The organism is Cryptosporangium phraense, from assembly GCF_006912135.1.
In the GTDB taxonomy this organism is placed as follows: domain Bacteria; phylum Actinomycetota; class Actinomycetes; order Mycobacteriales; family Cryptosporangiaceae; genus Cryptosporangium; species Cryptosporangium phraense.
In genome coordinates this window covers 13069-39067 of record NZ_VIRS01000026.1, presented here as the reverse complement: position 1 = coordinate 39067, position 25999 = coordinate 13069, and the positions used below count along the sequence as shown (strand labels likewise).

At 69.7% G+C, this 25999-nt stretch carries 28 protein-coding genes and 1 tRNA gene; 16 read left to right on the top strand and 13 right to left on the bottom strand.

The features are described 5' to 3' along the window. The first annotated feature begins 3 nt into the window (after positions 1-3). A complete protein-coding gene (locus FL583_RS29505) occupies positions 4-291 on the top strand; it encodes a hypothetical protein (protein WP_142708128.1) in 288 nt (95 codons plus the stop codon). Positions 292-628: 337 nt separating this feature from the next. Next, positions 629-1729: a magnesium/cobalt transporter CorA gene (corA, locus tag FL583_RS29500; protein ID WP_205752557.1), complete on the top strand. Its 1101-nt coding sequence runs from the start codon at positions 629-631 to the stop codon at positions 1727-1729. 58 nt (positions 1730-1787) lie between these two features. Here the strand turns inward: corA and FL583_RS29495 are convergent, their stop codons facing one another. After that, positions 1788-2645 (bottom strand): hypothetical protein, encoded by an 858-nt coding sequence (locus FL583_RS29495; RefSeq protein WP_142708126.1) that lies wholly within the window; start codon positions 2643-2645, stop codon positions 1788-1790. Positions 2646-2748: 103 nt separating this feature from the next. Here FL583_RS29495 and FL583_RS29490 point away from each other — a divergent pair, with 103 nt between their 5' ends. Beyond that, positions 2749-3273 (top strand): peptidylprolyl isomerase, encoded by a 525-nt coding sequence (locus FL583_RS29490; protein WP_142708125.1) that lies wholly within the window; start codon positions 2749-2751, stop codon positions 3271-3273. 78 nt (positions 3274-3351) lie between these two features. Continuing rightward, complete coding sequence (locus tag FL583_RS29485) at positions 3352-4281, top strand: rhomboid family intramembrane serine protease (RefSeq protein WP_142708124.1); 930 nt, start codon at positions 3352-3354, stop codon at positions 4279-4281. Here FL583_RS29485 and FL583_RS29480 read toward each other — a convergent pair. Then, a complete protein-coding gene (locus FL583_RS29480) occupies positions 4234-4671 on the bottom strand; it encodes a PH domain-containing protein (protein ID WP_142708123.1) in 438 nt (145 codons plus the stop codon). The genes FL583_RS29485 and FL583_RS29480 overlap by 48 nt on opposite strands. Positions 4672-4774: 103 nt before the next feature. Next, entirely contained in the window at positions 4775-5044 is a 270-nt protein-coding gene (locus tag FL583_RS29475; protein WP_142708122.1) for a cell division protein CrgA, read from the bottom strand. Positions 5045-5185: 141 nt separating this feature from the next. Between FL583_RS29475 and FL583_RS29470 the strand changes: the two genes are divergently transcribed. The 4 genes from FL583_RS29470 to FL583_RS29460 are packed head-to-tail and all read left to right on the top strand — an operon-like array spanning position 5186 to position 7384. Next, the gene (locus tag FL583_RS29470) at positions 5186-5896 is read left to right on the top strand and encodes a DUF881 domain-containing protein (RefSeq protein ID WP_205752556.1); all 711 of its coding nucleotides are present in this window, start codon (positions 5186-5188) and stop codon (positions 5894-5896) included. Next, entirely contained in the window at positions 5797-6552 is a 756-nt protein-coding gene (locus tag FL583_RS29465) for a class E sortase (protein ID WP_142708121.1), read from the top strand. Before FL583_RS29470 ends, FL583_RS29465 begins: the two co-directional genes overlap by 100 nt. Before the next feature lie 2 nt (positions 6553-6554). Beyond that, the gene (locus tag FL583_RS40430) at positions 6555-6716 is read left to right on the top strand and encodes a hypothetical protein (RefSeq protein WP_170323929.1); all 162 of its coding nucleotides are present in this window, start codon (positions 6555-6557) and stop codon (positions 6714-6716) included. Positions 6717-6724: 8 nt separating this feature from the next. Next, positions 6725-7384: an aminodeoxychorismate/anthranilate synthase component II gene (locus tag FL583_RS29460; protein WP_142708120.1), complete on the top strand. Its 660-nt coding sequence runs from the start codon at positions 6725-6727 to the stop codon at positions 7382-7384. Between the two features lie 6 nt (positions 7385-7390). Here the strand turns inward: FL583_RS29460 and FL583_RS29455 are convergent, their stop codons facing one another. The 8 genes from FL583_RS29455 to FL583_RS29420 all read right to left on the bottom strand — a co-directional run bounded on the left by FL583_RS29455 (position 7391) and on the right by FL583_RS29420 (position 16807). Continuing rightward, positions 7391-8119 (bottom strand): CPBP family intramembrane glutamic endopeptidase, encoded by a 729-nt coding sequence (locus FL583_RS29455; protein WP_142708119.1) that lies wholly within the window; start codon positions 8117-8119, stop codon positions 7391-7393. A 73-nt stretch (positions 8120-8192) separates the two neighbouring features. Next, the gene (locus tag FL583_RS29450; RefSeq protein ID WP_142708118.1) at positions 8193-9134 is read right to left on the bottom strand and encodes a GntR family transcriptional regulator; all 942 of its coding nucleotides are present in this window, start codon (positions 9132-9134) and stop codon (positions 8193-8195) included. Positions 9135-9167: 33 nt separating this feature from the next. After that, positions 9168-11003, bottom strand: a complete 1836-nt coding sequence (gene pknB / locus FL583_RS29445; RefSeq protein WP_142708117.1) for a Stk1 family PASTA domain-containing Ser/Thr kinase — start codon at positions 11001-11003, stop codon at positions 9168-9170. A gap of 46 nt (positions 11004-11049) precedes the next feature. After that, positions 11050-12501: a peptidoglycan D,D-transpeptidase FtsI family protein gene (locus FL583_RS29440; RefSeq protein WP_142708116.1), complete on the bottom strand. Its 1452-nt coding sequence runs from the start codon at positions 12499-12501 to the stop codon at positions 11050-11052. Then, the gene (locus tag FL583_RS29435) at positions 12498-13979 is read right to left on the bottom strand and encodes an FtsW/RodA/SpoVE family cell cycle protein (RefSeq protein ID WP_205752555.1); all 1482 of its coding nucleotides are present in this window, start codon (positions 13977-13979) and stop codon (positions 12498-12500) included. The genes FL583_RS29440 and FL583_RS29435 overlap by 4 nt, the downstream gene beginning before the upstream one ends. Then, positions 13976-15391: a PP2C family protein-serine/threonine phosphatase gene (locus FL583_RS29430; RefSeq protein WP_142708115.1), complete on the bottom strand. Its 1416-nt coding sequence runs from the start codon at positions 15389-15391 to the stop codon at positions 13976-13978. Before FL583_RS29430 ends, FL583_RS29435 begins: the two co-directional genes overlap by 4 nt. Before the next feature lie 55 nt (positions 15392-15446). Further along, entirely contained in the window at positions 15447-15929 is a 483-nt protein-coding gene (locus FL583_RS29425) for an FHA domain-containing protein FhaB/FipA (RefSeq protein ID WP_142708114.1), read from the bottom strand. After that, complete coding sequence (locus tag FL583_RS29420; RefSeq protein WP_142708113.1) at positions 15929-16807, bottom strand: FhaA domain-containing protein; 879 nt, start codon at positions 16805-16807, stop codon at positions 15929-15931. The genes FL583_RS29425 and FL583_RS29420 overlap by 1 nt, the downstream gene beginning before the upstream one ends. Positions 16808-16877: 70 nt before the next feature. Here FL583_RS29420 and FL583_RS29415 point away from each other — a divergent pair. Further along, positions 16878-16960: transfer RNA gene (locus FL583_RS29415), tRNA-Leu, on the top strand. Positions 16961-17216: 256 nt separating this feature from the next. On the opposite strand, the gene FL583_RS29410 is transcribed toward FL583_RS29415, so the two are convergent. Next, positions 17217-18197 carry an LLM class F420-dependent oxidoreductase gene (locus FL583_RS29410; protein ID WP_142708112.1) on the bottom strand — a complete coding sequence of 327 codons (981 nt, stop codon included), beginning with the start codon at positions 18195-18197 and terminating at the stop codon, positions 17217-17219. A gap of 67 nt (positions 18198-18264) precedes the next feature. Between FL583_RS29410 and FL583_RS40425 the strand changes: the two genes are divergently transcribed. Further along, positions 18265-19152 carry an aminoglycoside phosphotransferase/kinase family protein gene (locus FL583_RS40425; RefSeq protein ID WP_170323928.1) on the top strand — a complete coding sequence of 296 codons (888 nt, stop codon included), beginning with the start codon at positions 18265-18267 and terminating at the stop codon, positions 19150-19152. A gap of 76 nt (positions 19153-19228) precedes the next feature. After that, positions 19229-19885, top strand: a complete 657-nt coding sequence (locus tag FL583_RS29400; RefSeq protein WP_142708111.1) for a L,D-transpeptidase — start codon at positions 19229-19231, stop codon at positions 19883-19885. Here FL583_RS29400 and FL583_RS29395 read toward each other — a convergent pair. Next, positions 19882-20577 (bottom strand): response regulator transcription factor, encoded by a 696-nt coding sequence (locus FL583_RS29395; RefSeq protein ID WP_170323934.1) that lies wholly within the window; start codon positions 20575-20577, stop codon positions 19882-19884. The two genes, FL583_RS29400 and FL583_RS29395, sit on opposite strands and share 4 nt — an antisense overlap. 154 nt (positions 20578-20731) lie before the next feature. Here FL583_RS29395 and FL583_RS29390 point away from each other — a divergent pair, with 154 nt between their 5' ends. The 5 genes from FL583_RS29390 (at position 20732) to FL583_RS29370 (ending at position 25999) form a co-directional block, all read left to right on the top strand. Further along, on the top strand, positions 20732-21448 hold the full coding sequence (locus FL583_RS29390) for a hypothetical protein (protein ID WP_142708109.1): 717 nt from the start codon (positions 20732-20734) through the stop codon (positions 21446-21448). 45 nt (positions 21449-21493) lie between these two features. Further along, a complete protein-coding gene (locus FL583_RS29385; RefSeq protein WP_142708108.1) occupies positions 21494-22348 on the top strand; it encodes an Fpg/Nei family DNA glycosylase in 855 nt (284 codons plus the stop codon). 196 nt (positions 22349-22544) lie between these two features. Next, complete coding sequence (locus FL583_RS29380) at positions 22545-24071, top strand: sugar transferase (protein WP_142708107.1); 1527 nt, start codon at positions 22545-22547, stop codon at positions 24069-24071. Between the two features lie 9 nt (positions 24072-24080). After that, positions 24081-25271: a sensor histidine kinase gene (locus tag FL583_RS29375; protein ID WP_142708106.1), complete on the top strand. Its 1191-nt coding sequence runs from the start codon at positions 24081-24083 to the stop codon at positions 25269-25271. Then, entirely contained in the window at positions 25259-25999 is a 741-nt protein-coding gene (locus FL583_RS29370) for a LytR/AlgR family response regulator transcription factor (protein WP_142708105.1), read from the top strand. Before FL583_RS29375 ends, FL583_RS29370 begins: the two co-directional genes overlap by 13 nt.

Here is a 25999-nt window from a genome sequence, read left to right as displayed (position 1 = left end):
GTGATGTCCGAAACCGACGAGGAAGTCCACGCCCAGTCCGCGTCCCGCGGCCTGTTCGATCTGCGCTGGCTCATCGCCGGCCTGTTCCTGCTGTACGGCGTCGTCCTGATCGTGCTCGGAATCTTCGATTCCGACAGCGAGGTGCAGAAGGCCGACGGCATCCGGATCAATCTGTGGACCGGCATCGGCATGTTCGTGCTGGGGGCACTCTTCGGGCTCTGGTCGTGGCTGCGGCCGCTGCGCGCGAACGCACCGAAGTCGGTGGCCGCCACCGACGATCCGGACGCCTGAACGAAGGGGCCGGTCAGACGTAATTCGTCTGACCGGCCCGAACTACGTCAGGCGTTGAACGCCCGCAGCGTCCATTCGTCGAGGCGACGAAGCAGCGTGCGAAACATGTCGACCGTGAGTCGGCTCGGAGCCAACAGGACGGGCATCAAGCTCTCCCCTTCGGGGTTGTCTGTGGTGTGTTCGTACGCTTACCAGCGTACTGGATCGATCCAGTAACCCAACGGGTAGACGCCGTGTACCGAGTCACAGCGGCCTATCCTGGGGCAGTTGGACAACCGCAGGTAGCTCTCCACCGGGAGGTGACGGCATGGTCAACAGTGAAATCCGATCGGGCCCGATGGCGCGAGCGTTGGCCGCGCCGGTCCGAACTCTCGGGAAGGTGCTGCCGCGACCGCTCGGCGGCCCCACCACCGCCGCCGACTCCCACCCGGCTCGCACGCCCGGCTCGGCGATCGTCGACTGCGGCCTCTACATCGACGGCGCCCGCCGGCCCGGCCGGATGGATTACGTCGCGGCTCTCGAGGCGACCAAGCGCAACGACAACGCGTTCGTCTGGCTCGGCATGCACGACGCCACCGCCGAGGAGTTCGCCGACGTCGCGAAGACGTTCGGCCTGCACGAACTGGCGGTCGAAGACACGATCGTCGCGTTCGCCCGGCCGAAGCTGGAGCGGTACGCCGACGTCACGTTCGTCGTCATCAAGACCGCCCGGTACATCCGCAGCGGCGAGCTGACCGCCAGCAGCGAGGTGGTGGAGACCGGCGACGTGATGCTGTTCCTCGGCGAGCGGTTCGCGATCACCGTCCGCCACGGGGACGCCTGCCGGCTGCGCGGTGTGCGGGCCAACCTCGAACAGCGTCCCGACCTGATCAAGCAGGGGCCGTGGGCGGTCTTCCACGCGGTCGTCGACCAGATCGTCGACCGCTACGTCGAGGTCGTCGACGCGATCGAGGACGACATCGACGAGCTGGAAGCCAGCGTCTTCAACAGCACGAACGTCGACATTCCGCGCATCTACCAGCTCAAGCGCGAGGTCGTGGAGCTCAAGCGGGCCGTGCTGCCGCTCGCCCGCCCGCTCGAGAGCCTGGTCAGCGGCGCGGTGATGAACGTCCCGCAAGAGATCCGGCGCTACATCCGGGACGTCGCCGACCACCACAGCCGGGTCGTCGACCAGATCGCGAGCTTCGACGACCTGCTGAACTCGATCCTGCAGGCGAGCCTGGCCCAGGCCGGCATCCAGCAGAACAACGACATGCGGAAGATCTCGGCCTGGGCGGCGATCGGCATCGTGCCCACCGCGGTGGCCGGCATCTACGGCATGAACTTCCGCTACATGCCCGAGCTGACCTGGCGCTTCGGCTACCCGATGGTGCTCTCGGTCATCTTCATCATCTGCTTCTCGCTGCACCGGTTGTTCAAGAAGTCAGGCTGGCTGTAAGACGTTCGGCGAAGGCCCGCGACCGAATCGTCGCGGGCCCTCGGCACGTCGGGAAGAGTCAGCTTCGGGGGCTGTGTGCGCCCGTCGAGTTGTCAGCCGCGGAAGCGGTCGCGTCCGAGGCCTGAGCCGACTTGGCCTTGACCGTTGCCGCCGCCGCGTCGGCCTTGTCCGCCGCCTTGTCGGCCGCGGTGCTCACCGAGTCCTTGGCGGCCGCGGCCGCGTCGGAGACGCGATCGGCGACCTGGTCGGCCTTCGCCTTGATCGTGTTCCGGTTGTCCGGCTCGATCAGGTCGTACTCTTCCCACTCCGGCTGACGGTTCCGACGTGCGGCCAGAGCCGCACCGGCACCGACGGCCGTACCGGCCGCCAGCGCAGCCAGCATCCACGGCCACCGGCGACGCCGCTGACCGCGCAGGGCGAGTGCGGTCTCCCGCGCCCGCTTCGCCGCCTCCTTGCGCTGGCCGCGAGTCTGCTTCTCGAACTTCTTGGCAGACTTCTTGACCTGCTTCTTGGAGGTGCTCTGCGCCTCGACCGCGGCCGCGACGAGCGGTGCGAGCGCGACCAGAACCTGGTCGACCTTCGGCTTCGCGGTGCTCACCACGGTGTCACGGGCCGAACCGACCCGCGGCCCCACGGTCTCCCGAGCGCTCTCCAGGGCCTGCTCCAGCTTCGGAGCCACGGCCACCCGTGCTGCCTCCACCCGCGGGGCGACGGCCACTCGCGCGGCGTCGACCTTCGGCCCCAGCGCGTCACGTGCGCTGCCGACCGCCGGCTTGACCGCGTCCCGTGCCGCCCCGGCGGTCGCCACAGCGGCGTTACGAAGGTGCTCTACCCCCGCCCCGACCTCTGCGCCGATCTCCTTGGCCTTGGCCGACGCTTGATCAAGCGTCGAGGCCTTCTTGCGACGGAACACCATCTTGCCCCCTCTGTGTGGGTCTCGATGTACCCATCCTGCACGGAGGTCCAAGCTCGTACCACCGTGGCAGGATGGGGCCTACACGATAGAGAGGAACTACCCCGTGGCCGACGATCTTTACGCCACTCTGCACACGAATTTCGGGCCGATCACGATCAAGTTGTTCCCGAACCACGCGCCGGAGACCGTGCGCAACTTCGTGGGCCTGGCTGAAGGCAGCAAGGACTGGACTCACCCCCGCACCGGTGAGAGTGGCCCGCGGAAGCTCTACGACGGCACGATCTTCCACCGGGTCATCGACGGGTTCATGATCCAGGGCGGTGACCCGCTCGGCACCGGCACCGGTGGCCCGGGCTACCAGTTCAAGGACGAGTTCCACCCCGAGCTGGTGTTCGACCGCCCGTACCTGCTCGCGATGGCGAACGCCGGGCCGGGCACGAACGGCTCGCAGTTCTTCATCACGGTGGGCCCGACGCCGCACCTGAACCGCCGTCACACGATCTTCGGCGAGGTGGTCGACGCCGAGAGCAAGAAGGTCGTCGACGCGATCGCCAAGACGCCGACCGGTCGTCAGGACCGGCCGGTGCAGGACGCGGTGATCGAGAGCGTCACGATCGAGCAGCGCTGACTCGAGCACTCCGACGCGCCCGGGAACTCGTTTCCCGGGCGCGCCGTTTGTTTTAGACCAGCAAGCAGAGGATGGGCAGTGACCGAGGAAAGTCCGCAGACCACCGCCACGCCGGTGTGTTACCGGCACCCCGACCGCGGCACGTACGTCACGTGCGTCCGCTGTGACCGGCCGATCTGCCCCGACTGCATGAACCCGGCCTCGGTCGGCTTCCAGTGCCCGGAGTGCGTCCGCGAGGGACGCCGGACGACGATCCCGGCCCGCACGGTCTTCGGCGGCAACCTGTCCGGCGAGCAGGGCACGGTCACCCGCGCGCTGATCGGCATCAACATCGCGGCCTGGCTGCTCACGGTCGTCGCCGCGGTGCTCACCAGCGAGGTCTCGGTCCGGGAGCTCGGCCGGTTCGTGATCTTCGGCGGCGTCACCGGCGTCACCGACTGGGGCGCGGCCGTCCCCGCGTACTCGTACTTCGGGGGTGCCACCGGCGGCATCGCCGCGGGCGAGTTCTGGCGCCTGTTCACCGCCGACTTCCTGCACTACGGCCTGATCCACCTGGCCTTCAACATGTACGCCCTGTGGATTCTCGGCCGGGAATGCGAGCGGCTGCTCGGCCGCGGGCGGTTCCTCGCGCTGTACCTGTTCGCCGGCGTCGGCGGCTCGGTGGCCGTCTACCTGTTCTCGCCGCTGAACGAGGCTTCGGCCGGTGCGTCGGCGTCGATCTTCGGCCTGCTCGGCGCGATGTTCTTCTTCCTGCGCCGGCTCCGTGCCGACCCGCGCGGGCTGGTGTTCCTGATCATCCTGAACTTCAGCCTGAGCTTCGTCGTCGCCAACATCAGCATCTGGGGGCACATCGGCGGCTTCGTCGTCGGCGCGGCCGTCGGGGCCCTGATGGCCTACCTGCCGGCCGGTCCGAACCGGGCCCGGCTGCAGCTGATCGGGCTCGTCGGCGTCGGGGTGGCCCTAACGGTCCTGATCGCTCTGCGAACGGCTGCGTTCGGCATTCTCTAGGTCCTCGAGCACCTCGGCCGGAGTCGCGCCGAGCTCGTAGCGCCCGAGGAAGTACAGCTCGCTCTCGACGTCGATCTCGAGCAGCGTCGATCGCCCCAGGAATCGACGCCGCTCGTCCACCCGGATGCGCTCGATCGCGCTCCACGGGTACGACCGCTGCCGACCGACTGGCCCGACGAAGACGCTCAGGCCGTCGGCGTCCGCCTGGAGACGGACCGGAACCACGACGTCACGGACGCCGGACAGGCCGAGCCCGGCCGCCACCAGCAGGCCGACGACCGCGCCGGTCAGATCGCGGGCGATCGTCACCGTCGCCACCAGCAGAACGGCGGCGACGGCCCACTTGGCGGCCGGCACCGTGATCGGCACCCGCCACTGACGAGGAGTCATCGGAGTTTTCCACAGGCACAGCGCCCACTCGCCCACAGTCTCAGCAAGTTATCCACAATATCCACAGGCTAACGCCCAGATATGGGGCTGATCTGTGGATGAACTACCGCCACTGAGTGAAGACGCCCAGGCTCGCGACGAGCATGCCGAAACCGATGGCCAGGTTCCAGGCCGAGAGCTCGGCGACCGGGTATTCGCCCTGGGTCATGTAGTAGGTCACCAGCCACGCGATCCCGGCGACGATCAAGCCGACGGCTACTCCGGGCACCCACCGCGGGCTGGGTTTCGCCCTCTTCGCGGTGGTGGCAGCGCTCGGCCGGACGTCGGTCGGCGCTGTGTAGACCTTCTTCTTACGTACGCGTGACTTCGGCACGGGTTTCTCCTGATACGGGGTTCCCGGGTTAGCGTAGTCGTCCAAGGCACACGACGAGGAGGCGATGTGGCACGGCAGTGGCCGCGCGGTCGTTCTCCGCGTCATCGAGCGGGGCCGCGTGAAAGCAGAATCGGCTGGCGCTTGGCGCTGCCCGTGGTCCTGCTCGCGGCCGGCGTCCTGTTCGCCACCAGTGCGGAGACCTCTCAGGGCTCCGATCTCCGGGGTGGGCGCCGCGAACAGCTCGCGGAGTTGATCCGGCGCGGTAATTCTGATGTCGGCACATCTGAACGCCGAGCGGCTGATCTTCGTCGTTCAGTTGATGAGGCGACACGCGCGTACACGCGAACCGACGCCCGGCTGAAAGGCCCGCAGCAGGACGTCGACGAACTCACCGGGCCGGCAGGGCTCGGGAAAGTCCGCGGACCGTCGCTCACGGTCAAGCTCGACGACGCCCCTCGGCGGCCCGGCGGCGTGTTGCCGGTCGGTGCCACCGCGGACGACGTGGTCGTGCACCAACAGGATGTGCAGGCGGTGGTGAACGCACTATGGGCGGGCGGCGCGGAAGCGATGACCATCATGGGGATCCGCGTGATCTCCACCAGCGCCGTGAGGTGCGTCGGCAATACCCTGCTCCTCCACGGGAGAACGTTCTCCCCGGCGTTCGTGATCACCGCGATTGGCAACGTCTCGTCGATGCGGGCCGCCCTCGAAGCGTCCCCCGGGGTGTCGCTGTACCGCCAGGCCGCGCGCGCGTGGAACCTGGGATATACGGTCGGCGACCCCCAGGAGGTCACGCTCCCGGCGTACTCCGGTCCCACCGGATTGACCCACGCGACGAACCCGAATCGATAGTCCGCCGCGGTATCCGGACGTTCGGCGAGCTCCTGATCACGATCGGGCTCGTCGTTCTGCTGTTCGCCGGCTACGAGGTCTACGGCAAGGCCTACCAGGTCAACGCCGACCAGGACCGGCTCAACGCCCAGTTCGACCAGCAGGCGGCGGCCAAGCCGGCCCCGGCCACCGCGGGGACGACCCCGACCAAGGCCTCCCCGCCGCTCGAGGGCGCCGCCGTGGCCCGCCTCTACATCCCCAAGCTCGGCAAGAAGTGGGTCGTGGTGCAGGGAGTGACCCAGGCCGACATCAAGCTCGCGCCCGGCCACTACCCGGACAGCGAGATGCCCGGCCAGGTCGGCAACTTCGCGGTGGCCGGCCACCGGATGCCGTCGATCTTCTGGGACCTCGACAAGCTGCAGACCGGCGACACGATCGTCGTCGAGACCCAGACCGACTGGTTCGTCTACGCGGTCAGCAAGAACTTCATCACGAAGCCCACGAACGTCTCGGTGGTGAGCGCGAACCCCGAGCAGCCGGGCCAGAAGCCGACCGAGAAGCTGCTCACGCTCACGACCTGCAACCCGAAGTGGGACAACTACGAGCGGATGATCGTCTGGGCCAAGCAGACCAAGACCCAGAAGACGTCGGCGGGCACCCCGGCGGAGGTGCAGTAGCCGTGTACGGATGGATCTGGGATCACCTGCCCGGCAACGCGGCGGTGAAGGGCTTCCTGTTCCTGGTGCTGGTCGCGTCGGTCATCCTGCTGCTGTGGTTCTACGTCTTTCCGTTGGCCGAACCGCTGCTTCCGTTCGGAGACGTGACCGTGGACGGTGGATAATCCACTGCATGCGGATCCTGGTCGTCGACAACTACGACTCGTTCGTCTACAACCTGGTGCAGTACCTGGGGCAGCTCGGCGCCGACTGCGTCGTGCGCCGCAACGATGCCGTCGAACCGGCTGAGGTCCTCGACGGCGACGTCGACGGCGCCCCGGTCGACGGCGTGCTGCTCTCACCCGGCCCGGGCGCGCCCGAGGACGCCGGGGTCTGCATCCCGATGGTCGAGCAGCTGGCCGGCCGGCTGCCGCTGTTCGGCGTCTGCCTCGGCCACCAGGCCATCGGCGTCGCCTACGGCGCCACCGTGAACCGCGCTCCGGAGCTTCTGCACGGGAAGACCAGCGAGGTCCACCATGCGGACGCCGGCGTGCTGGCCGGCCTGCCCGACCCGTTCACCGCGACGCGGTACCACTCGCTGGCCGTCGTCGAAGACACGATCCCGGCGTCGTTCGAGATCACCGGGCGCACGCCGTCCGGGGTCGTGATGGCGATGCGGCACCGCGAGCTGGCCGTCGAGGGCGTCCAGTTCCACCCCGAGTCGGTGCTGACCCAGGGCGGTCACCGGATGCTCGCGAACTGGCTGGCGATCTGCGGCGACCAGGGCGCCGTGGAGCGGTCGGCGCCGCTGGTCGAGCAGGTCGAGGAGCGCCGGCTGGCCGCCTACGCCTGAGTGGGATCAGGACGTCAGGGCCAGCACCACCAGCGCACCGTGCACGATGACGTTGTTGACCAGGTGCGCGACGACGCCAGGCCAGACCGATCCACTGCGACGTCGCAGCTCGGCCGCGATGAGCCCGACGACGAGCGCGGTGACGAAGACGATGTTCGGACCGTGCATCGCGGCGAAGATCAACGCGCTGCCGACGACGCCGATCAGCGCGCCGTAGCGCAGCAGCACGGTGGCGACGACACCGCGGAACAGGAACTCCTCGCCGATCGGCGTGAGGACTCCCAGGAACAGCGCCGACAGGATCGCCGGGACGACCCCGCCGCCGGCCGCGTCCGCGTACGACTGCTGGGTGTCGGTGGGCAGATCGAACAGGCTCAGGATGAGCGTCGAGAGCAGGTTGGCCACCACCAGCGCGACCAGCCCGGCCGCGAGGCCGATGAGGATCCAGCGCCGGCTGGTGCGCCGTACGCCGAAGGCGCTCCAGTCGCGGACCCGGAGCCGATCGGCCGCGCCGAACGCGATCAGCCCGGCCACGCCGGACAGCGCGGCCAGGATGACGCCGAAGGCGACGGGGCCCATGGCGGCGGCCGCCCCGGTCACCCGGAGCGCGATACCGACTCCGTAGGCGACGACAGCCATGACGACCAGGCCGACTAGCAACTCGGGCCAGCCGGGCCTGGTCTGACGATCGGGGGTCAAGCGGTTCAGGGTGTCGTGTTCGGTCTGCACGGACATCGGAACCCTCCACAAAGGTCTTGGCCTATGCCAACTCCTTGTCCGCTCTTGTCCTAGGCCAAACCGCTGTCGATCAGAGTTCATCCAAGACTGTGGCCACCATCCGGATCGACCCCTCGTCGAGGACGTTGCCGAACTCCACCACCTCGGTGTCCGGTCCGGCGATCGCACCCAGCGAGGGCTCCTCGCTCGGCACGACGAGCACCGCCAGCCCGGGATCCGGGTCGGACACGACGACGACCTCCGCCGGACCGGCCGCGGCCAGCCAATCCCGTACCTGCCGGGCCTGATGGTCGGTCGAGTACCGGACGCCCACCCGGGCGCCCGCGGGCAGCTCGGCGACCTTCATCAGCGTCCGGATGTGCGGCGCCACCACCACGGCGACGGTCTTGACGTCCCGCCGCGCGGTGTGGGCCCAGCGCTCGACCTCGGCCAGGTGGAAGAACGTCGTGATGACCAGCTGGGCGTCGGCGGTGGACGTGTCGAGCTCGGAGAGCAGGCCCGGCCGGACGTCGATGTGCAGGCGGTCGGAGAGCTCCTTGGCGAAGGCCACCGCGCGTTCCTCGTTGCATTCGGCGAAGACGGCCCGCACGGACGGCACAGTCGGCACAGTCGGCACAGTCGGCACAGTCGGCACAGTCGGCACAGTCGGCACGGCCTGCTGGGCGAACGCGTACGCCGCGTCCCGCACCGCCTCCGGGGTCATGCCGCTGCGTACGGCGGCCCGGACCGCGTCGAGGAGCGCGACCTCCGGGGAGGCCGGCTCCGGCCCGGACAGCCTCGCGACGATCGTTCCGGACGCGCCCCTGGTCTCGATCAGCCCGAGTTCGCGCATCGTGGCGTAGGCCTTGGTCACCGTGTTGCGGTTGACGCCGAGGTTGTCCGCGAGCGTGCGCACCGGGGGCAGCCGCTCACCGGGGCGCAGCGCGCCAGTCTCGACGAGATAGCGGACCTGCTCGACGATCTGCCGGTACACCGGGGTGGCCGATCTCGAGTCGACCGTGAAGTCGCTCATCGACCACCCCTTCAGAAGTGCCGAGGCACCTCCTCAACGAATCAGCGAGTTGGTTCCCCGCTGCGGCGTCGCTTCCGGCGACGCGGACGTCCCGGTGCTCTCGGTCGGGTCCGGCGGCTCCGAGGTCTCGTTGCCGTCGCCCGGGCTCTCGCCCGGGTCGTCGGACGGACTGGGGTTCGACGGGCCGCTCGACACGGTGATCGTGATCGTCGAGTTCGGGCTCCGCTTGCTGTTCTGGCTCGGCGTCTGGCTGATGACCGTGCCCGCCGGCTGGCTGTCGGACGGCTGGTTCCGGACGCTGACCTGGAAGCCCTTCGCCTTCAGCGTGGCGGTCGCCTCGGCCACCGGAGCGCCCCGCACGTCGGGCACCAGCACCAGGTTGGCCTTGGAGACGTACACGGTCACCGAGCTGCCCTTGGCGACCTTCGCACCGGCCTGCGGGTCCTGCTTGGTGACCGAGTTCTCGGGCTCGTCGCTGTTGTCGTCTTCCTGGACATTGATGTTGAGGCCGGCCGCCTTCAGGGCCTCCTCGGCCCCGTCCTGGTCGAGGTCGGTCAGCTTCGGCACCGAGACCTGACCCGGGCCGACCCCGACCGAGAGTTCGACCGTGTCGCCCTCCTTGGCGGTCGAGCCCGCGGCCGGGTTCTGCTCGAGTACCCGGTCTTTCTTGTCGGCCGGGCTCTCGACGTTCTTGACCTGCACCTTGAGGCCCTTGGCCTCGAGCGTGGTCCGCGCCGACGAGATGTTCGCGTCGACGACGTTGTCGACGGTCACCGACTGGCCGCCGCCGCCACCCAGCTTGCTGGCGGCGAACGCGACGACCGCGATGAGCGCGACGACGGCCAGGATGCCGACCGCGATCGCCGCGCCACGACGCTTCGGCGGCGGAGCACCGCCACCGACCGGGCCACCCATCGTCTGGTAGCCGCCGCCGGCCGCGCTCGGCACCACCCGGGTCGCGCCCGCACCACCCAGCACCGCGGTGCGCTCGGCCCCGCTCATGCCCGCGGTCGCCGCCACCGGACGTCCGGCCGCCGCCCGCAGCAGGTCGGCGCGCATCTCGCCGGCGCTCTGGTACCGGGCCGCCGGGTTCTTGGCCATCGCCTTGAGGACGATCGCGTCGATCGTCGCGCTGACCTCGGGGTTGCGGTGGCTCGGCGGGATCGGGTCTTCCCGGACGTGCTGGTAGGCCACCGACACCGGGTTGTCGCCGGTGAACGGCGGCTCGCCGACCAGCAGCTCGTAGAGCAGGCAGCCGGTCGAGTAGACGTCCGAGCGGGCGTCCACGGTCTCACCGCGGGCCTGCTCGGGAGACAGGTACTGCGCGGTACCGATCACCGCGGACGTCGCCGTCATCTGCGAGGACGCGCTGGTGATCGCCCTGGCGATACCGAAGTCCATCACCTTGACCGCGCCCTGCGGGGTCAGCATGACGTTGCCGGGCTTGATGTCCCGGTGGATGATGCCGTGCCGGTGGCTGAAGTCGAGCGCCGCGCAGACGTCGGCGACGATCTCCAGCGCCCGCTGGGGCATGATCCGGCCCTCGGCCTGGAGGACCTCCTTGAGGGTCTGGCCCTCGACGTACTCCATGACGATGAACGGCACCGGGACGCCGTCCCGGCTGTTCATGTCTTCGCCGGTGTCGTAGACCGAGACGATCGCCGGGTGGTTGAGCGCGGCCGCGTTCTGGGCTTCCCGGCGGAACCTCGCCTGGAAGCCAGGGTCCCGGGCCAGGTCGGATCGCAGAACCTTGATCGCGACGTCCCGGCCGAGCCGGTGATCACGTCCCAGGTGGACCTCGGCCATACCGCCGTAGCCCAGCACGGTGCCGACTTCGTACCTGCCGCCAAGCAGGCGGGCGTCCGTCATCGCCTCGTCCTCGGATTCGCGGGCCCCTGCGGGCCCTCGCTGCGGTTCATCGATTCGCTCGCTGCTCGATGATCGACTTCATGATCGTTCCGGCGATCTGCGCGGAGGACGCGCTCGACTTGCCGGCGTTCTCCAGAACCACTGCCACCGCCGCTACGGGTTGCCCGTCGACGATCGCATAACCGATGAACCAGGCGTGGTCCTGACGCTCGTCGCCGTCCTCCGCGGTTCCGGTCTTGCCACCGACATCGACCCCGTCGATCTGGGCCCGCTTGCCGGTGCCGTCCTGCACCACCGCGCGCATCATCTTCTGGACTTCGCCCGCGGTGGAGTCGGTCATCGGCGTCGAGAGCGTCTTCTGCCGAGTCGTGGAGAGCGTGGTGTAGTCGGCCGCTTCGACCTTCTTCACCAGGTACGGCGTCATCAGCTTGCCGTTGTTCGCCACCGCCGCGGCGATCATCGCGCCCTGCAGCGGCGTCATGCGGACGTCACGCTGGCCGATGCTCGACTGGGCCACCGACGGCGGGTCGGGCAGGTCGCCGGTCTGGCTGGCGGCCACGTCGGTCGGGATCGACATCTTCTGCCCGAACCCGAACTCCTTGGCCTTCTCCTTGATCTTCTCGGCCCCGAGCTTCTCGACGCCGAGCTTCGCGAAGACCGTGTTGCACGACTCCTGCAGCGCGAACTCCAGCGTCACCTGGACGCCGTTGCCGCAGGTCTCGCCGTGGAAGTTCTCGATGTACTTGGTGGTCTGCGGCGCCGTGTACCGGTTCGGGGCGTCGACCTCGGAGTCGGCCGTGAGCCCGTCTTCGACCAGCGCGGTCGACATGATCACCTTGAACGTCGAGCCCGGCGGATAGGTCTGACGCAGCGCGCGGTTGAGCAGCGGCTGGTTCTCCTTGTCGCCGTTGAGGTTCGCCCACGCGTCCTTCTGCGGCTTGTCGGTGTGCGCCGCGAACGGGTTCGGGTCGTACGTCGGGAGCGAGACCAGCGACAGGATCTCGCCGGTCCGCGGGTCGAGCGAGATCGCCGCACCCTTCTGGCCCTCGAGCGCGTTCGCGGTCGCCTGCTGGACTTCCTTGTCGAGCGTCAGGATGACGTTCGCGCCCTTGCTCTTCTTGCCGGTGATCATGTCGGTGATCCGGCGGACGAAGAGTTTGTCGGACTGCCCGGAGAGGTCCTCGTTCTCGGCCGACTCGATCTCCGAGGTGCCGTAGATCATCGACTGGTAGCCGGTGACGTGCGCGTACAGCTCGCCCTGGGGGTACTTCCGCTGGTACTTGTAGCGGCCGTCGGTCTCGACCGACTCGGCGATCGACTGGTCTTCGACCATGATCAGCCCGCGGGGCCGCTCATAGCTGGAAATGCGGACGCGCTCGTTCAGGTCGCTGTTGCGGTAGTCGTCCCCCTTGACGACCTGGACGTAGTTCAAGTTGACGAACAGCAGCGCGAACAGCACGAGCACCGCGATCGCTACGCGACGGAGCGGGGCATTCACAGCTTGACCACCTCGGTCGGGGCGTCGCGCAGCTGCAGCGGCGGCGCCTTCACCTTGGCCGGACGTCGACCCGCGTCGGAGATCCGGATGAGCAGGCCGATGATCAGCCAGTTGGCGATCAGCGACGAACCGCCGTACGCGAGGAACGGGGTCGTCAGACCGGTCAGCGGGATCAGCTTCGTCACTCCGCCCACGATGACGAACGTCTGCAAGGTGATCGAGAACGCGAGCCCACCGGCGAGCAGCTTGCCGTACGAGTCGCGGACGTCCAGGCCGGCCCGGATGCCCCGGGACGCGATCAGCGCGTACAGCACGAGCAGAGCGGTGAGACCGAACAGCCCGATCTCCTCGCCGATCGCCGCGAACACGAAGTCGGTGCTGGCGTAGAGGCTCAGCAGGTTCGGCGAACCGGCGCCGGGGCCGGCCCCGAACAGCCCACCGCTGCCGAGCGCCAGCAACGACTGGACGATCTGGTAGCCCTTGTCGAACGGGTCGTCGAACGGGTGCAGCCAGACCTCGACCCGCAGCTTGACCCGGCTCACGACCAGGAACGCCAGGTAGGCGCCGATCATGAACATGACCAGGCCGATCGCCACCCAGCGGGCCTTGTTCGTGGCGATGTAGATCATCACCAGGAACAGCCCGAAGTACAGCAGCGACGTACCGAGGTCCTTCTCGAACATCAGGACGCCGAGGCTGACCAGCCAGGCGCTGACCATCGGCGCGTACGCGTCGAACAGGAACCGCGGGGTGGCCTTCAGCGTCGAGAATTTGCCGACGATCTGCAGGAAGTCGCGGTTGTCGACCAGAATGCGGGCGAAATACAGCAGCAGCGCGATCTTCGCGAACTCACCGGGCTGGATCTGGCCGACGCCCGGGATGATGATCCACAGCTTGGCGCCGTTGATCTCGCTCAACGACCCGGGCAGCACCGCGGGCAGCAGTACCAGCACGAGACCGGTGAACAGCGCGATGTACCCGAACCGGGCCAGCGTCCGGTGGTCGCGGACGATCCACAGCAGGGCGACGAACCCGATGATCGCGACCGCGGCCCAGATGTACTGCTTCAGCGCTTCGCTGCCGTCGCCACCGAGCACACCGGCGGCGATCCGCTCGTCCGGCGTCAGGCGGCCCAGGTCGAGCCGGCGGATGAACACGACGCTGATGCCGTTGATCGTCGCCACCGCGGGCAGCAGCAGCGGGTCGGCGTACGGGGCCAGGAACCGGATCGCGACGTGCGCGCCGAAGAAGAGGATGGCGAGCAGACCGGGCAGCGCCAGCGCGCCCGCGTTGATCTCGCCGAGTACCGAACCCTGAACCGCGAGCGACATCCCGGACACGACGACCAGGGAAACGACCAGCAGGATCAGCTCGGTGTTACGCGAATTGTTGGCCAGCGGACGGTCCGGCCGACCGATCACGCTGGTGAGAGCGGGGTCGGCGCCGCCGGCTGGGCGCGGAGCGGCCGAAGCCGTCACCGAATCTCCCGACAGTTCACACCGGGATCGTCAGCGTCGGTGGCTGGGAGAACCTCCCCCGACGGCCGAGAGGCGGTAGGGGTAGGAGACGGGGGAGCCGCCGGGGTCGGCGAACTACTGGGGCTGGAGTTGGCGCCGGGCGAGGACGACGTCGACGGGCTGGGCGGGGCCGACGGCGTCGACGGCGTGGTCTTCACGTCGCCGTGGCACCACGGGAGCAGCTTCTCCCGTCGCAGGTTGTCCACAATCGTGTACGCGTCCTCACGGTTCTCGGCCGGGATCGTGTCCTGCACCGAGTCGCGGGCGACCTGCTCGAGGTCGTCCAGCTGGAGATCGGTGTCGTCCTGCAGCTTGGAGAACTTGAGCCCGGCCAGAGAGCCGGACACGCCGCGGTATATCGCAACGTGTCCGGCCGAGGTTCCCACGTAGTACTGCTGCTGGGTGTAGTGCCAGGCGGCGTAGCCACCGGCGGCGAGGGCGGCCAGGGCCAGCACGGTGAGCAGCGCCGTGGTGCGCTTGCGGTGCCGGCCGCCGGACGGAACCTGCTCCGGCTCGTCCTCGACCTCGTACTCCTGGGCCGGCGCCGGCCGGGGCGGGGTGGCCAGCGCCGCCCGCCCCGCGGCCGTGTCGGCGGTCGCCGACGTGGTCCGGTCGCGGGCGGCCGCGCCGCCGACGACCGGTGCGTTGTCGGCCAGCCGGTCGTCGAGGATGTCCGCGACGATCACCGTGATGTTGTCCGGCCCGCCGCCACGGAGCGCGAGCTGGATCAGCCGATTGGCCACCTGCGCCGGATCGTCTATCCGCATCGCGTCCGCGATCGTCTCGGCCGAGACGACGCTCGACAGCCCGTCGCTGCAGAGCAGGTACCGGTCGCCCGGGCGGGCCTCCCGGACCGAGAACTCCGGCTCGACTTCGCGGCCGTCGAGCGCGCGGGTCAGCAGGGAGCGCTGCGGGTGGGTGTTCGCCTCGTCGGCGGTGATGCGTCCCTCGTCCACCAGCATCTGGACGTAGGTGTCGTCCCGGGTGATCTGGTGGAGCTCGTCGTTGCGCAGGACGTAGGCCCGCGAGTCGCCGACGTGGGCCAGCGCGAGACGCGTTCCGCTGAACATCAGCGCGGTCAGCGTCGTGCCCATGCCCTCCAGAGCCGGGTTGGCGTCCACCGCGTCCCGGAGTTGCTGGTTCGCGTGGCCGATCGCCGCCCGCAGCGCGTCGACCAGGTCACTGGAGGAGACGTCTTCGTCCAGCGGCTCCAGCGCCCGGACGACGATGTTCGATGCCACCTCACCGGCAGCCATACCACCCATACCGTCAGCGACGGCGAGAAGGCGCGGACCGGCGTAGACCGAGTCCTCGTTTCCCTCACGAATGAGCCCTCGATCGGACTTTGCCGCGTAGCGCAGCGTGAGGCTCATTCGCGATCCTCGCCGAGGAGGTGCCTTATCGACATGCTTCGCTCGCTTCGCAGGCTCATGAGCGCAACTCGATCGACGTGCGCCCGATCCGGATCGGCGCGCCCAGGGGAACTGGGGTCGGGCCGGAAATCTTGGTTGGGCCAAGATACGTGCCGTTGGTCGACCCGAGGTCCTCGATCAGCCACTCGCCCGCACGCGGCACCAGACGTGCATGCTGCGCTGACGCATAGTCGTCATTCAGTACCAGTGTGGAGTCGTCGGCTCGTCCGAGCGTGATCGGAGAGTCACCCAACGTGATGCGCGTTCCGGCCAGTGCGCCTTCGGTGACCACCATGGTGCGGGGCGCACCGCGGTCGCCGCGCTTCGCCTTCGCCGGACGACCCTGCGGCGCCAGCGGGATGCCCCGGGGCGCCGCGACCAGCCGGGGCTGACGAGCCCCGGACAGGTCACGCCGGATGACCCCGACGACGGCGAACACGAACACCCAGAGCAGCGCGAGAAAGCCGAACCGGGCGACCGCGAGAACTACTTCCGGCATCAGCCATCCAGCCGGAACGTGAGCGACGTGGTTCCGAGCTGAACGACGTCGCCGTGCTGGAGCGCGGCGGCGTTGATCCGGTTCCCGTTGACCGTGGTGCCGTTGGTGGAGCTGAGGTCGGTCAGCACCACCCGCGAACCGTCGAAGTCGACCCGGGCGTGCTGCCGCGAGATACCGACGTCGGCCAGCCGCACCTGCGCGCCCTCGCCCCGGCCGATCACGGTCGAGCCGATCACGATCGTGAACTGCCGGCCGTCCGACGTGATCAGACGGGCCTGCCGGGCGCCGTAGCCACCGCCCTGCGGGCCGGGCGCACCGTAGGGAGCGCCGCTGGAGTGCATCGGGGGAGCACTCACCGGACCGCCGTACCCGGGCGGGCCGCTGACCGGCGGGCCGGGAGGCGCGCTGACCGGCGGCATGTTGTAACCCTGGGGCGGCGGGTTCTGGTACGGGTTCGGGTTGTGGGCCGGCTCGACTCCGCCGGTGTAGACCTCGGCCGCGATCCGGAACATGCCGGTGTCGAGACCGTCACCCCGCTCGATCTCGACGATGACGTCGCCGTAGACCGTCCAGCCCTGCTCGCCGATGTACTCGGCCTGGGCCTGAGCCAGTTCCTGCGCTAGCGGCGCCGCGTACTGCGCCAGTCGATCGTGGTCGCTGGGACTCAGATCGATGATGTAGCGGTTGGGAACCAGTGTGCGCCCACCGCCCAAGATGGACTTGTGCGCATCCGCCTCGCGCTGCATCGCGCTAGCGATCTCCACGGGATGTACGACTCCCTTGAAGACCTTGGCGAACGCCCCCTCGACGAGGTTCTCCAACCTCTTCTCGAAGCGCTGCAGAACGCCCACCGGTTCCTCCTGTCCTCGGTTCGGCATGATCGTATCGGCCGCCGCGAACCCCCGAGAGGGGAGCATCCGGCACGTGTTAGAGTTCCCAAGTCTCGCCGGGCAAGTGGCGGAATGGCAGACGCGCACGGTTCAGGTCCGTGTGTCCGAAAGGACGTGGGGGTTCAACTCCCCCCTTGCCCACAAGTTCTCCCTCCGGCTCATGGGTCGGCCCGATCAGGGCCGACCCATTGCGCGTCTTCAACCCGATCGAGGGTCTGATTGTTGCGCTGATCACCCAGTCGGTACTGGTCGTACCGCCGGTTCTCATAGCATCCCCTCATCGATATGCCTCGGAGCGCGGAACGCTACTACCGGGAGCGGCCGGTGTCGAAATCGTTGCGCTCCTTCGTCCCCCGCGCATCCCCATCCGGCTCACCCGACCCGCATGTGCGCTACGTCACCTCGAGCCGTACTCCTCCCGTAGTGCCGGCAGAAGTGCCTTTTCCGACCAGTCCAGGAACCCGTCCTGGTGCTCGCCGCCGATCTGCACGAACGCCAGGTGGGTGAAGCCGGCCTCGGCGTACGGGCGCACCGCCTCGATCACCGCGTCGACGTCGTCACCGCACGGAATCGATTCAGCGACGTCTTCCTCGCGGACGAACTGGCTGGCCCCGTCGAACCCGGCCGGACCAGGGAGCTCGGCGTTGACCTTCCAGCCGTTGCCGAACCAGCGGAACTGCTCGTGGGCCCTGGTCACCGCCGCGTCCCGGTCGGGGTCGAAGCTGATCGGCAGCTGCCCGACCTTCGGGGCGTTCGGCTTGCCGCTCTCCCGGTCGAACTGGTCGATGAGGTCACCGACCGGCTCGACCGCGACCAGGAAGTCGGCGTTCTCGGCGGCCAGCGCGGCCGACTGCGCGCCGGACACCGCGATTCCGATCGGCGGCGGGGCGTCGGGGGTGTCCCAGAGCTTCGCCGAGTCGACGCGGAAGTGCTCGCCCGCGTAGTTGACGTACTCGCCGGTGAAGAGCGCGGCGATGATGTCCACGGCCTCGCTGAGCATCTCGTGCCGGACGTTGGCCGACGGCCACCCGCGCCCGACCACGTGCTCGTTGAGGTTCTCGCCGGCGCCGAGCCCGAGCCAGAACCGTCCGCCCGAGAGCAGGCTCACGGTCGCGGCCTTCTGGGCGATGACCGCCGGGTGGTACCGGACCGTGGGGCAGGTCACGTACGTCATCAGCGGCACGCGTTCGGTGACCTGGCTGACCGCGCCGAGCACCGACCAGGCGTACGGGGCGTGCCCCTGCTCGGTCAGCCACGGGAAGTAGTGATCGCTGATCACTTCGAAGTCGAAGCCGGTCCGTTCGGCCGCGGCGGCGTCGCGCACCAGCGCCGTCGGCCCGGCCTGTTCGCACATGAGCGTGTATCCGAAATCAACCATGGCGTCGGCGTTACCCGCCTCTCGGTTCGGTACGCGATCACGCGTCGATAAGGCACTATCGGGCCCGATGCTGTTCACCGATACCGATCCGGTCTCGGACGACGCCCTGCTGGGCCTCGTCTACGAGGTGTGTCCACGCTTCGTGCCGGGCGCGGTCCTGCACCGCAGCCCGACGTCGTTCGTGGTGGCGGGCAGCGTCGACCTGAGCCCGGTCGTCGCCAAGGTGCAGGCGGGCGGGTCGCCGTTCTGGCGCGAGCACTTCCTGCGCGAGGTCGAGGCCTACCGGCTGTTCGAGACGTCGCCGCCCCCGGTGCGGACGGCCCGGCTGTTGAACGCCGACGCCGGCCGCGGAGTCCTGCTGCTCGAGCGGGTGTTCGGGCGGCCGCTGGCCGCCGACCGGCACCCGACCGCGTCCATCCCGGCCGACGAGCTGGCCGGGGCGCTCACCGAGTTACGTCAGCTGGCCAAGTGGCAGCCGCCGGTCGGGCAGTCGTGGATCGTCAACTACGCGCCGCGGATCGACCGGGCGCGCAGGCAGGGCGTCTTCGACGACGTCGACCGGGCCGCGGTCGCCGAACTGGCCCGGCGCGCGGCCGGCCGCTGGGAGCTGGCCCACGGCGACCTGGTGCTCGACAACGTCCTCAAGACCCGGGACGGCTACGTCTTCCTCGACTGGTCGACGGTCGGTCTCTACCTGGCCGGCTTCGACCTGGCCCAGCTCTGGGTGCTGCTCGGCGACCTGCACGGGCCGCGCCGGGTGATCGAAGACCTGGTCGACGACGACGGCCCGCCCGCGCTGGCGCCGTTCCTGGTCAACCTCGCGCTGCTGCTCGGCCGGGAGCGCCGGGCGTACCAGCACCGCACCGACGAGGCCGGCGTCGCCCGGCGCGCCCGGCTGGCCGAGGCCTGGGACGACGTCCGGCAGCGGGTGCACCGAGCGGTACGTGACGAGTAAGTGACTCAGCGATTGACGGGGTGTGCACCCGTTCGATAAATGAGTGGCCATACCCCCGAACGAAGGCCCCTCAAACATGATCCGTCGTGTCGCTGCTCTGGTGGCCGTGGTTCTCGCGGCCGGCCTGGCCCTGCTGATCCCCTCGTCGGCCCAGGCCGCCGGCTGTTCGCCGCGCACCGGGCCGGCCCAGCGCCAGGTGGAGAAGTACCTGCACCTGAAGGTCGACGGCAAGGCCAGCCAGGCCGACTGCGTCGCGGTGCAGCGGTTCCAGCAGCGGATGGGCATCCGGCCGACGGCCGGTTACGCGGGCCCGCTCACCGGGTCGATCGTCACCCGGCTGGCCAATGCCTCGTACAGCAAGTGTGGCGCGAACGGGGGCATCCGGGTCTGCGTCGACCTCACCCACCAGGTGTTCTGGGTGAAGCGGAACAGCAGCCTGGCCTACGGCCCGGCGCCGATCCGCACCGGGCGGGCCGGCCTGGCCACCCCGGCCGGGCTGTTCCGCATCCAGGACAAGAAGGTCTCGACGGTCTCGACGATCTTCAAGGTGAAGCTGCCGTACTGGGAGCGCTTCTACGCCGACATGGGCTTCCACCAGACGACGACGTACCTCTACGACGGCGGATCGCCGGGCTCGCACGGCTGCATCAACCTGCTGCCGATCGACGCCCGGACCCTGTTCAAGTACACGAAGTACGGCACCCCGGTGAAGATCTTCGGCAAGAAGCCCTAGGGTCCGCCTGGCCGCACCAGGCCGCTCTCGTACGCGAACACGGTCGCCTGCACCCGGTCGCGTAGCCCGAGCTTCCCCAGGATCGCGTTCATGTGCGTCTTCACGGTGCTGGTCGTCACGACGAGCTGAGCCGCGATCTCGCCGTTGGACAGCCCCTTGGCGACCAGCCGGAGGACGTCCCGCTCGCGCCGGGTGAGCTGGCCGAGCCGGGCGCCCGCCCCCGGCTGCCGCGGTGGCGCCGCGAACGCCGTCGCCAGCGTCGTGGCCGCGGTCGACCCGGACGGCACCGCGCCCTCGGCGGCCCGCAGGATCACCTCGATGACGGTCGCCCGGCGGGCGTCGGCGCGCAGGAAGCCGATCGCGCCCGCCCGCAGCACGGCCCGCAGCTCGGCGTCCGGGGCTCCGGTGGCCAGCGCGACCAGCCGGGCTGTCCGCCCGGACGCGTCCATCACCTCGCGGGCCATCAGCGCGATCAGGTCCGGACGCCCCGGGAACCGCCCCACCAGCACGACGTCCGGCTGGGCCCGGTCGAGCAGCGTCAGCCGGTCACGGCCGATCGAGTGATCGGTCAGGACGTCGAAGCTCGGTTCCGACTCGAGGACCCCCGTCGTGCGGTGCAGGCCCGGGTCCCGATCGCCGCCGACCACCGCGATCCGAGCCCGGTAGCGCTCGGCGGGCCGGGCGCGTGGCATCACCGGCGCAGCGATTGGGTCACCCCCGTGGAAAGTCGGTATTGGCGTCCGATGCGTACCATATTGACGAGGTTCACGACAGAGTTTCCGGCACTATCCGTAACTAGACCGTCGTGTCGCGTTACTAGCCGAATGTTCGAGCGTTGGGCCGGGCGTGCGGCGGACGAACGAAGGCACCCGCCGAGCGGTCGCGATCGGCGTGCTCGGAGCGCTCGCCGTGCCCGCGTTCCTGCTCGGCGCCGGGCTGGCCGATCCGGGGCCGGCCGAGACGCACCTGGCCGCGCCGAACCGAGCGCCGGGCCGGGCCGCCGCCGACACCCAGCACCCGGCCCGCTCGAACGCGATGTCGCCGGCCGCCGACAGCGCACCCCGCCCGGCCGCGGAAGCACCACGGACGGCGGAGCCGAGCGGCCTGACCGTCACCGTCACCACGTCCGACCGCACGCCGGTCGCCGGTGAGGACGTCCGGATCCGGATCCGTTGGAGCGACGGCAGCGGACGCTACGCCGGCCTGACCGAGGACTGGGGCGACGGCACCGCGACGAGTTCGCTCCGCGCCGTCTCCTGCGTCGGTGCTCCCGGGGCCCACGGCGGCGAGCTGGAGAGCGTCCACCGGTTCCCGGCCGGCCGCTTCCGCGTCCGCATGAGCGTGACGACGGCCGACTGCTCCGGCCGCACCGAGACGAGGACCGGGGATCTGACGCTGTCCGTGGAGCAACCACCGGCCGAGGCCGAGGCCGAGGTCACCGAGTCGCCGTCGGCGACGCCGGAGCCAGAACCGAGCGAAACGCCCTCGGAGGCGCCGAGCGAGACCCCCACGCCCCTCATCCGTACCGCCGAGGCCGACCGCACCGATTCGGACACGCCGTAGGGGTCCACGCGCGGTCAGTGGATTCACGCGGGCAGACTGGGGTACGTGCCCGAGCTTCCGGAGGTCGAGGCGCTCGCCGCGTACCTGCGCGAGCGTGCCGTCGGCCGTGCCATCACCAGAATCGACGTCGCCGCGATCGGCGTGCTCAAGACGTACGACCCGTCACCCATGTCGCTGCACGGCTCGATGATCACCGGCGCGACCCGGCACGGGAAGTTCCTCGACATCGACGTCGACGGCATCCACCTGATCACCCATCTGGCCCGCGCCGGCTGGCTGCACTACCGGGAGAAGTTGCCGGCCGCGCCGCCGAAGCCGGGCCGCGGGCCGATCGCGCTCCGCGTCCACCTGGACGACGAGTCGGGGTTCGACCTCACCGAGGCCGGCACCAAGAAGAGCCTCGCGGTCTACCTCGTCCGCGACCCGAACGAGGTGCCGGGCGTAGCCCGGCTCGGCCCGGACGCGCTCGCGGTCACCGAGGAGGAGTTCGCCGAACGGATCCGGTCCCACCGCGGGCAGATCAAGGGCGTGCTCACCGACCAGACCGTGATCGCCGGCATCGGCAACGCGTATTCGGACGAGATCCTGCACGTCGCGAAGATGTCGCCGTTCGCTCTCGCCTACCGCCTGAGTGACGCGGACGTCACTCGGTTGTACGGTGCACTCCGATCGGTCGAGACCGACGCTGTCGAGCGCAGCATCGGTCAGGGTTCCGCGACGCTGAAGGCGGAGAAGCGTTCGGGGCTCCGGGTCCACGCGCGGACCGGGCTGCCGTGCCCGGTCTGTGGCGACCTGGTGCGTGAAGTGTCGTTCGCCGACCGGTCGTTGCAGTACTGCCCGACCTGTCAAACGGGTGGCAAGCCTCTGGCCGACCGCAGAATGTCCAAGTTGATCCGATGAGGTCGATCCGTCCCACCAGTCACTCGCGTCCCTGGTTTCGCACTGAGAGAAGGAGCGCTACCGTGCCCTATCTGAGGGGCGACCGGAGTGGGGAGTGGACCTTCGTGAGGTCGAGGCGACTGTCGTGACCCAACGCGCTGAGCGGGCGACTCCCTCGACGACCCCGCAGAACGGTGCCTCTCAACGGAATGGCCGTATGCCCGACGTAATCACTCCGCCGCCGGTCGAGGCGCCCGAAGCAGTGGTGAACGCGCTGGAGAGCAGCCTGATTCTCGAGCCCGGCGGTGTGCAGCGCTCGCCGCGCACCCGCAGTGGCCCGCGCCAGCCCCGCTGGGCGTTCCGCTACCGCCTGCTGCTCCTGCTGCTGGACTTCCTGAGCTGCTCGGTCGCCGGCTGGACGGTCGTCAACACCTACGAGCAGGCCGGGTCCGGCTTCTTCGACCGCGACGTCCTGAACTGGACCGCGCTCGGCATCCTGCCGCTGGCCTGGGTCTTCTCGCTCTGGGTGCACGGCGCCTACGAGAGCCGCTACCTCGGTCTGGGCCCGGACGAGTTCAAGCGCGTCTTCAAGGCGATCATCTCGCTCACCGCCGTCGTCTGCTTCCTGGCCTTCACCCAGAAGGCCGACCTGTCCCGTCTGTCGGTCGGCACGGTCCTGCCGCTGACCGCGGCGGTCACGCTGGCCGTGCGTTTCGGCGCCCGGAAGACGCTGCACGTCGTCCGTCGGCGCGGCCGCGCCTCCCAGCGCATCCTGCTGGTAGGGACGCTCGGCGAGGCGCTGTCGGTGTACCGGATCACGACGCGCAACCCGAACGCCGGGCTGGTGCCGGTGGGCATCTGCCTCACCGAGCCCACCGCCGAGCGGGCCTCGCTGCCGATCCCGGTGTTCAACGGCAAGGTCGAGCCGCTCGACCGGGTCAAGCAGGTCGGCGCCGACACGATCGCGGTCTGCGGTGCCCGCGGGGTCTCGCCCGAGGCGCTGCGCCGGCTCGCCTGGCAGCTCGAGGGCAGCGGCATCGAGCTGGTCGTCGCGCCGTCGCTCACCAACATCGCCGGCCCCCGGGTGCACATCCGCCCGGTCGAGGGCCTGCCGCTGCTGCACGTCGAGGAACCGACGATCTCCGGGGTCGGCTGGCTGCTCAAGGGCCTGTTCGACCGGCTGGCCGCGTTCTTCGGCCTGCTGCTGATCTCGCCGATCCTCGGGCTGGCCGCGCTGGCGATCAAGATCTCCGACCCGGGCCCGGTGTTCTTCCGCCAGGCCCGCGCCGGCCGCGGTGGCGAGACGATCCGGGTCTGGAAGTTCCGGACGATGTACGTCGACGCCGAGGAACGGCTGGCCGAGCTGCTCGGCAGCAACGAGACCGACGGCCTGCTGTTCAAGATGGCCAACGACCCCCGCATCACCCGGGTCGGGCATTTCCTGCGCAAGACGTCGATCGACGAGCTCCCGCAGCTGATCAACGTCCTGCTCGGGGAGATGTCGCTGGTCGGGCCGCGTCCGCTGCCGGTGAAGAACGAGCAGTTCAACGGCGACAGCCGGCGTCGGATGCTGGTGCGGCCGGGCATCACCGGGCTCTGGCAGGTCTCCGGCCGCTCGAACCTCTCGTGGGAGGACGCGGTCCGGCTCGACCTCTACTACGTCGACAACTGGTCGCTGGCGTTCGATTTCATGATCTTGTACAAAACTCTCTTTGCCGTAATGAAGAGCGACGGCGCCTACTAATTTGGGCGGATGAGCAGTGCTGCTCCGGTCGTAGCCGGTCTGGTGGTGGCTGCTGCCGTTGCGCTGGGCGTCGCCGTCGTCCTGCGGTCGCGCAAGCGCCGGGTGATCGCGACGCCGACCCAGCGGGCGACCTACCAGGTGCTGCACGTCGCCAGCCTGGCCGCGCCACCGCTGCGGTCCGGGCTGACCGAGGCCACCGCCACCAAAGCGGTGCGTCCCCTGCACCAGCTGCTCGGCGGCCCGGCGCTCGGGCTCGTCGCCCCCGACCGGGTCCTGGCCTGGGAGGGCCCGGGGGAGCACCACGCGCCGGCCGTGCTCGAGGCACTGAGCGGACCCACCGGCCGGGTGATCGCCCTGCACGCCGACGACCTGCCGTGCGACCTGCTCGAGTGCCCGGTCCGCGGCGCGGTCGTGGTCCCGCTCTCCACCGGCGAGGAGATGGTCGGCGCGCTGGTCGCGGTCGTCGACTCCGACCCGGTGCCCGGCCTGGTCCGGGCGGCGGTCGAGACCGCCGAATGGGTCTCCGCCCAGCTGGCCTTCGCTGAGTTGGACGCGTCCCGCGAGCGGCTGGCCGAGGCGCAGCTCCGCGCGTTACGGGCCCAGATCAGCCCGCATTTCATCTACAACGCGCTGTCCGCGATCTCGGCGCTCGTGCGGACCGACCCCGACCGGGCCCGCGAGTTGATCGAGGAGTTCGCCGAGTTCGTCCGGTACAGCGTCCGGACGCACGGCGAGTTCACGACGCTGGCCGAGGAGCTCCGCTCGATCGACCGCTACCTGCTGATCGAGCGGGCGCGGTTCGGCGACCGGCTCCAGGTGCGTCTGCAGGTCGCCCCCGAGGTGCTGCCGGTCATCGTCCCGTACCTGTGCCTGCAGCCGCTGGTCGAGAACGCCGTCCGGCACGGGCTGGCCGGCAAGCCGGGCACCGGGACGATCAGCATCATCGCGACCGACGCCGGCGCCGAGTGCCTGATCAGCGTCGAGGACGACGGGGTCGGCATGGAGCCCGACCAGCTGAAGCGCGGCGACACCCAGGGCACCCACGTCGGGTTGACTAATGTGGACGACCGGCTGCGCTCGGTGTTCGGCCCGGCCTGCGGTCTGGTGGTGGAGACCGCACCGGGTGCGGGCACCAAGGTCAGCATGCGGGTGCCGAAGTTCCAACCGGGCGTGCGGGTGGTGAGTGGATGGGCGTCGTGAAATTACGGGCACTGGCGGTCGACGACGAACCGCTCCAGCTCGACGAGCTGGCCTACCTGCTCCGCGGCGACGCCGGAGTCGGCGAGGTGGTCACGGCCTCGGACACGACCGAGGCGCTGCGCACGCTCCGCGACCAGCACGTCGACGTCGTGTTCCTCGACATCCGGATGCCCGGCCTGGACGGCATGGAGCTGGCCCGGGTGCTCAGCCGCTTCGCGTCGCCGCCGGTCGTGGTGTTCGTCACCGCGCACGACGACCGGGCAGTGGACGCGTTCGACCTCGGCGCGGCCGACTACCTGCTCAAGCCGGTGCGCGCGGACCGGCTGGCCGAGGCCGTGCGGCGGGCCGCCCGGGCCCGTCCGCAGCAACAGCCCGAGCCCGTCTCCGACGACGTCATCCCGGTGGAGCTGGCCGGCACCACGCGGATGCTGCCCCGCTCGGCGGTCCGCTGGGTCGAGGCCCACGGCGACTACGCCCGGCTGCACACCGCCGACGCCAACCACCTCGTCCGGGTGCCGCTGTCGCTGCTGGCCGAGCGCTGGGCCGACGCGGGGTTCGTCCGGATCCACCGGTCGTACCTGGTCGCTCTGCGGGTGATCGCCGAGCTGCGCCTGGGCTCGAGCGGCTACGTCGTCGTGGTCGACGGGCGCGAGCTACCGGTCAGCCGCCGCCACACCCGCGAGCTCAAGGACCGGCTGGTCCGGGCGGCGAAGACGGGCTGGCGCTGA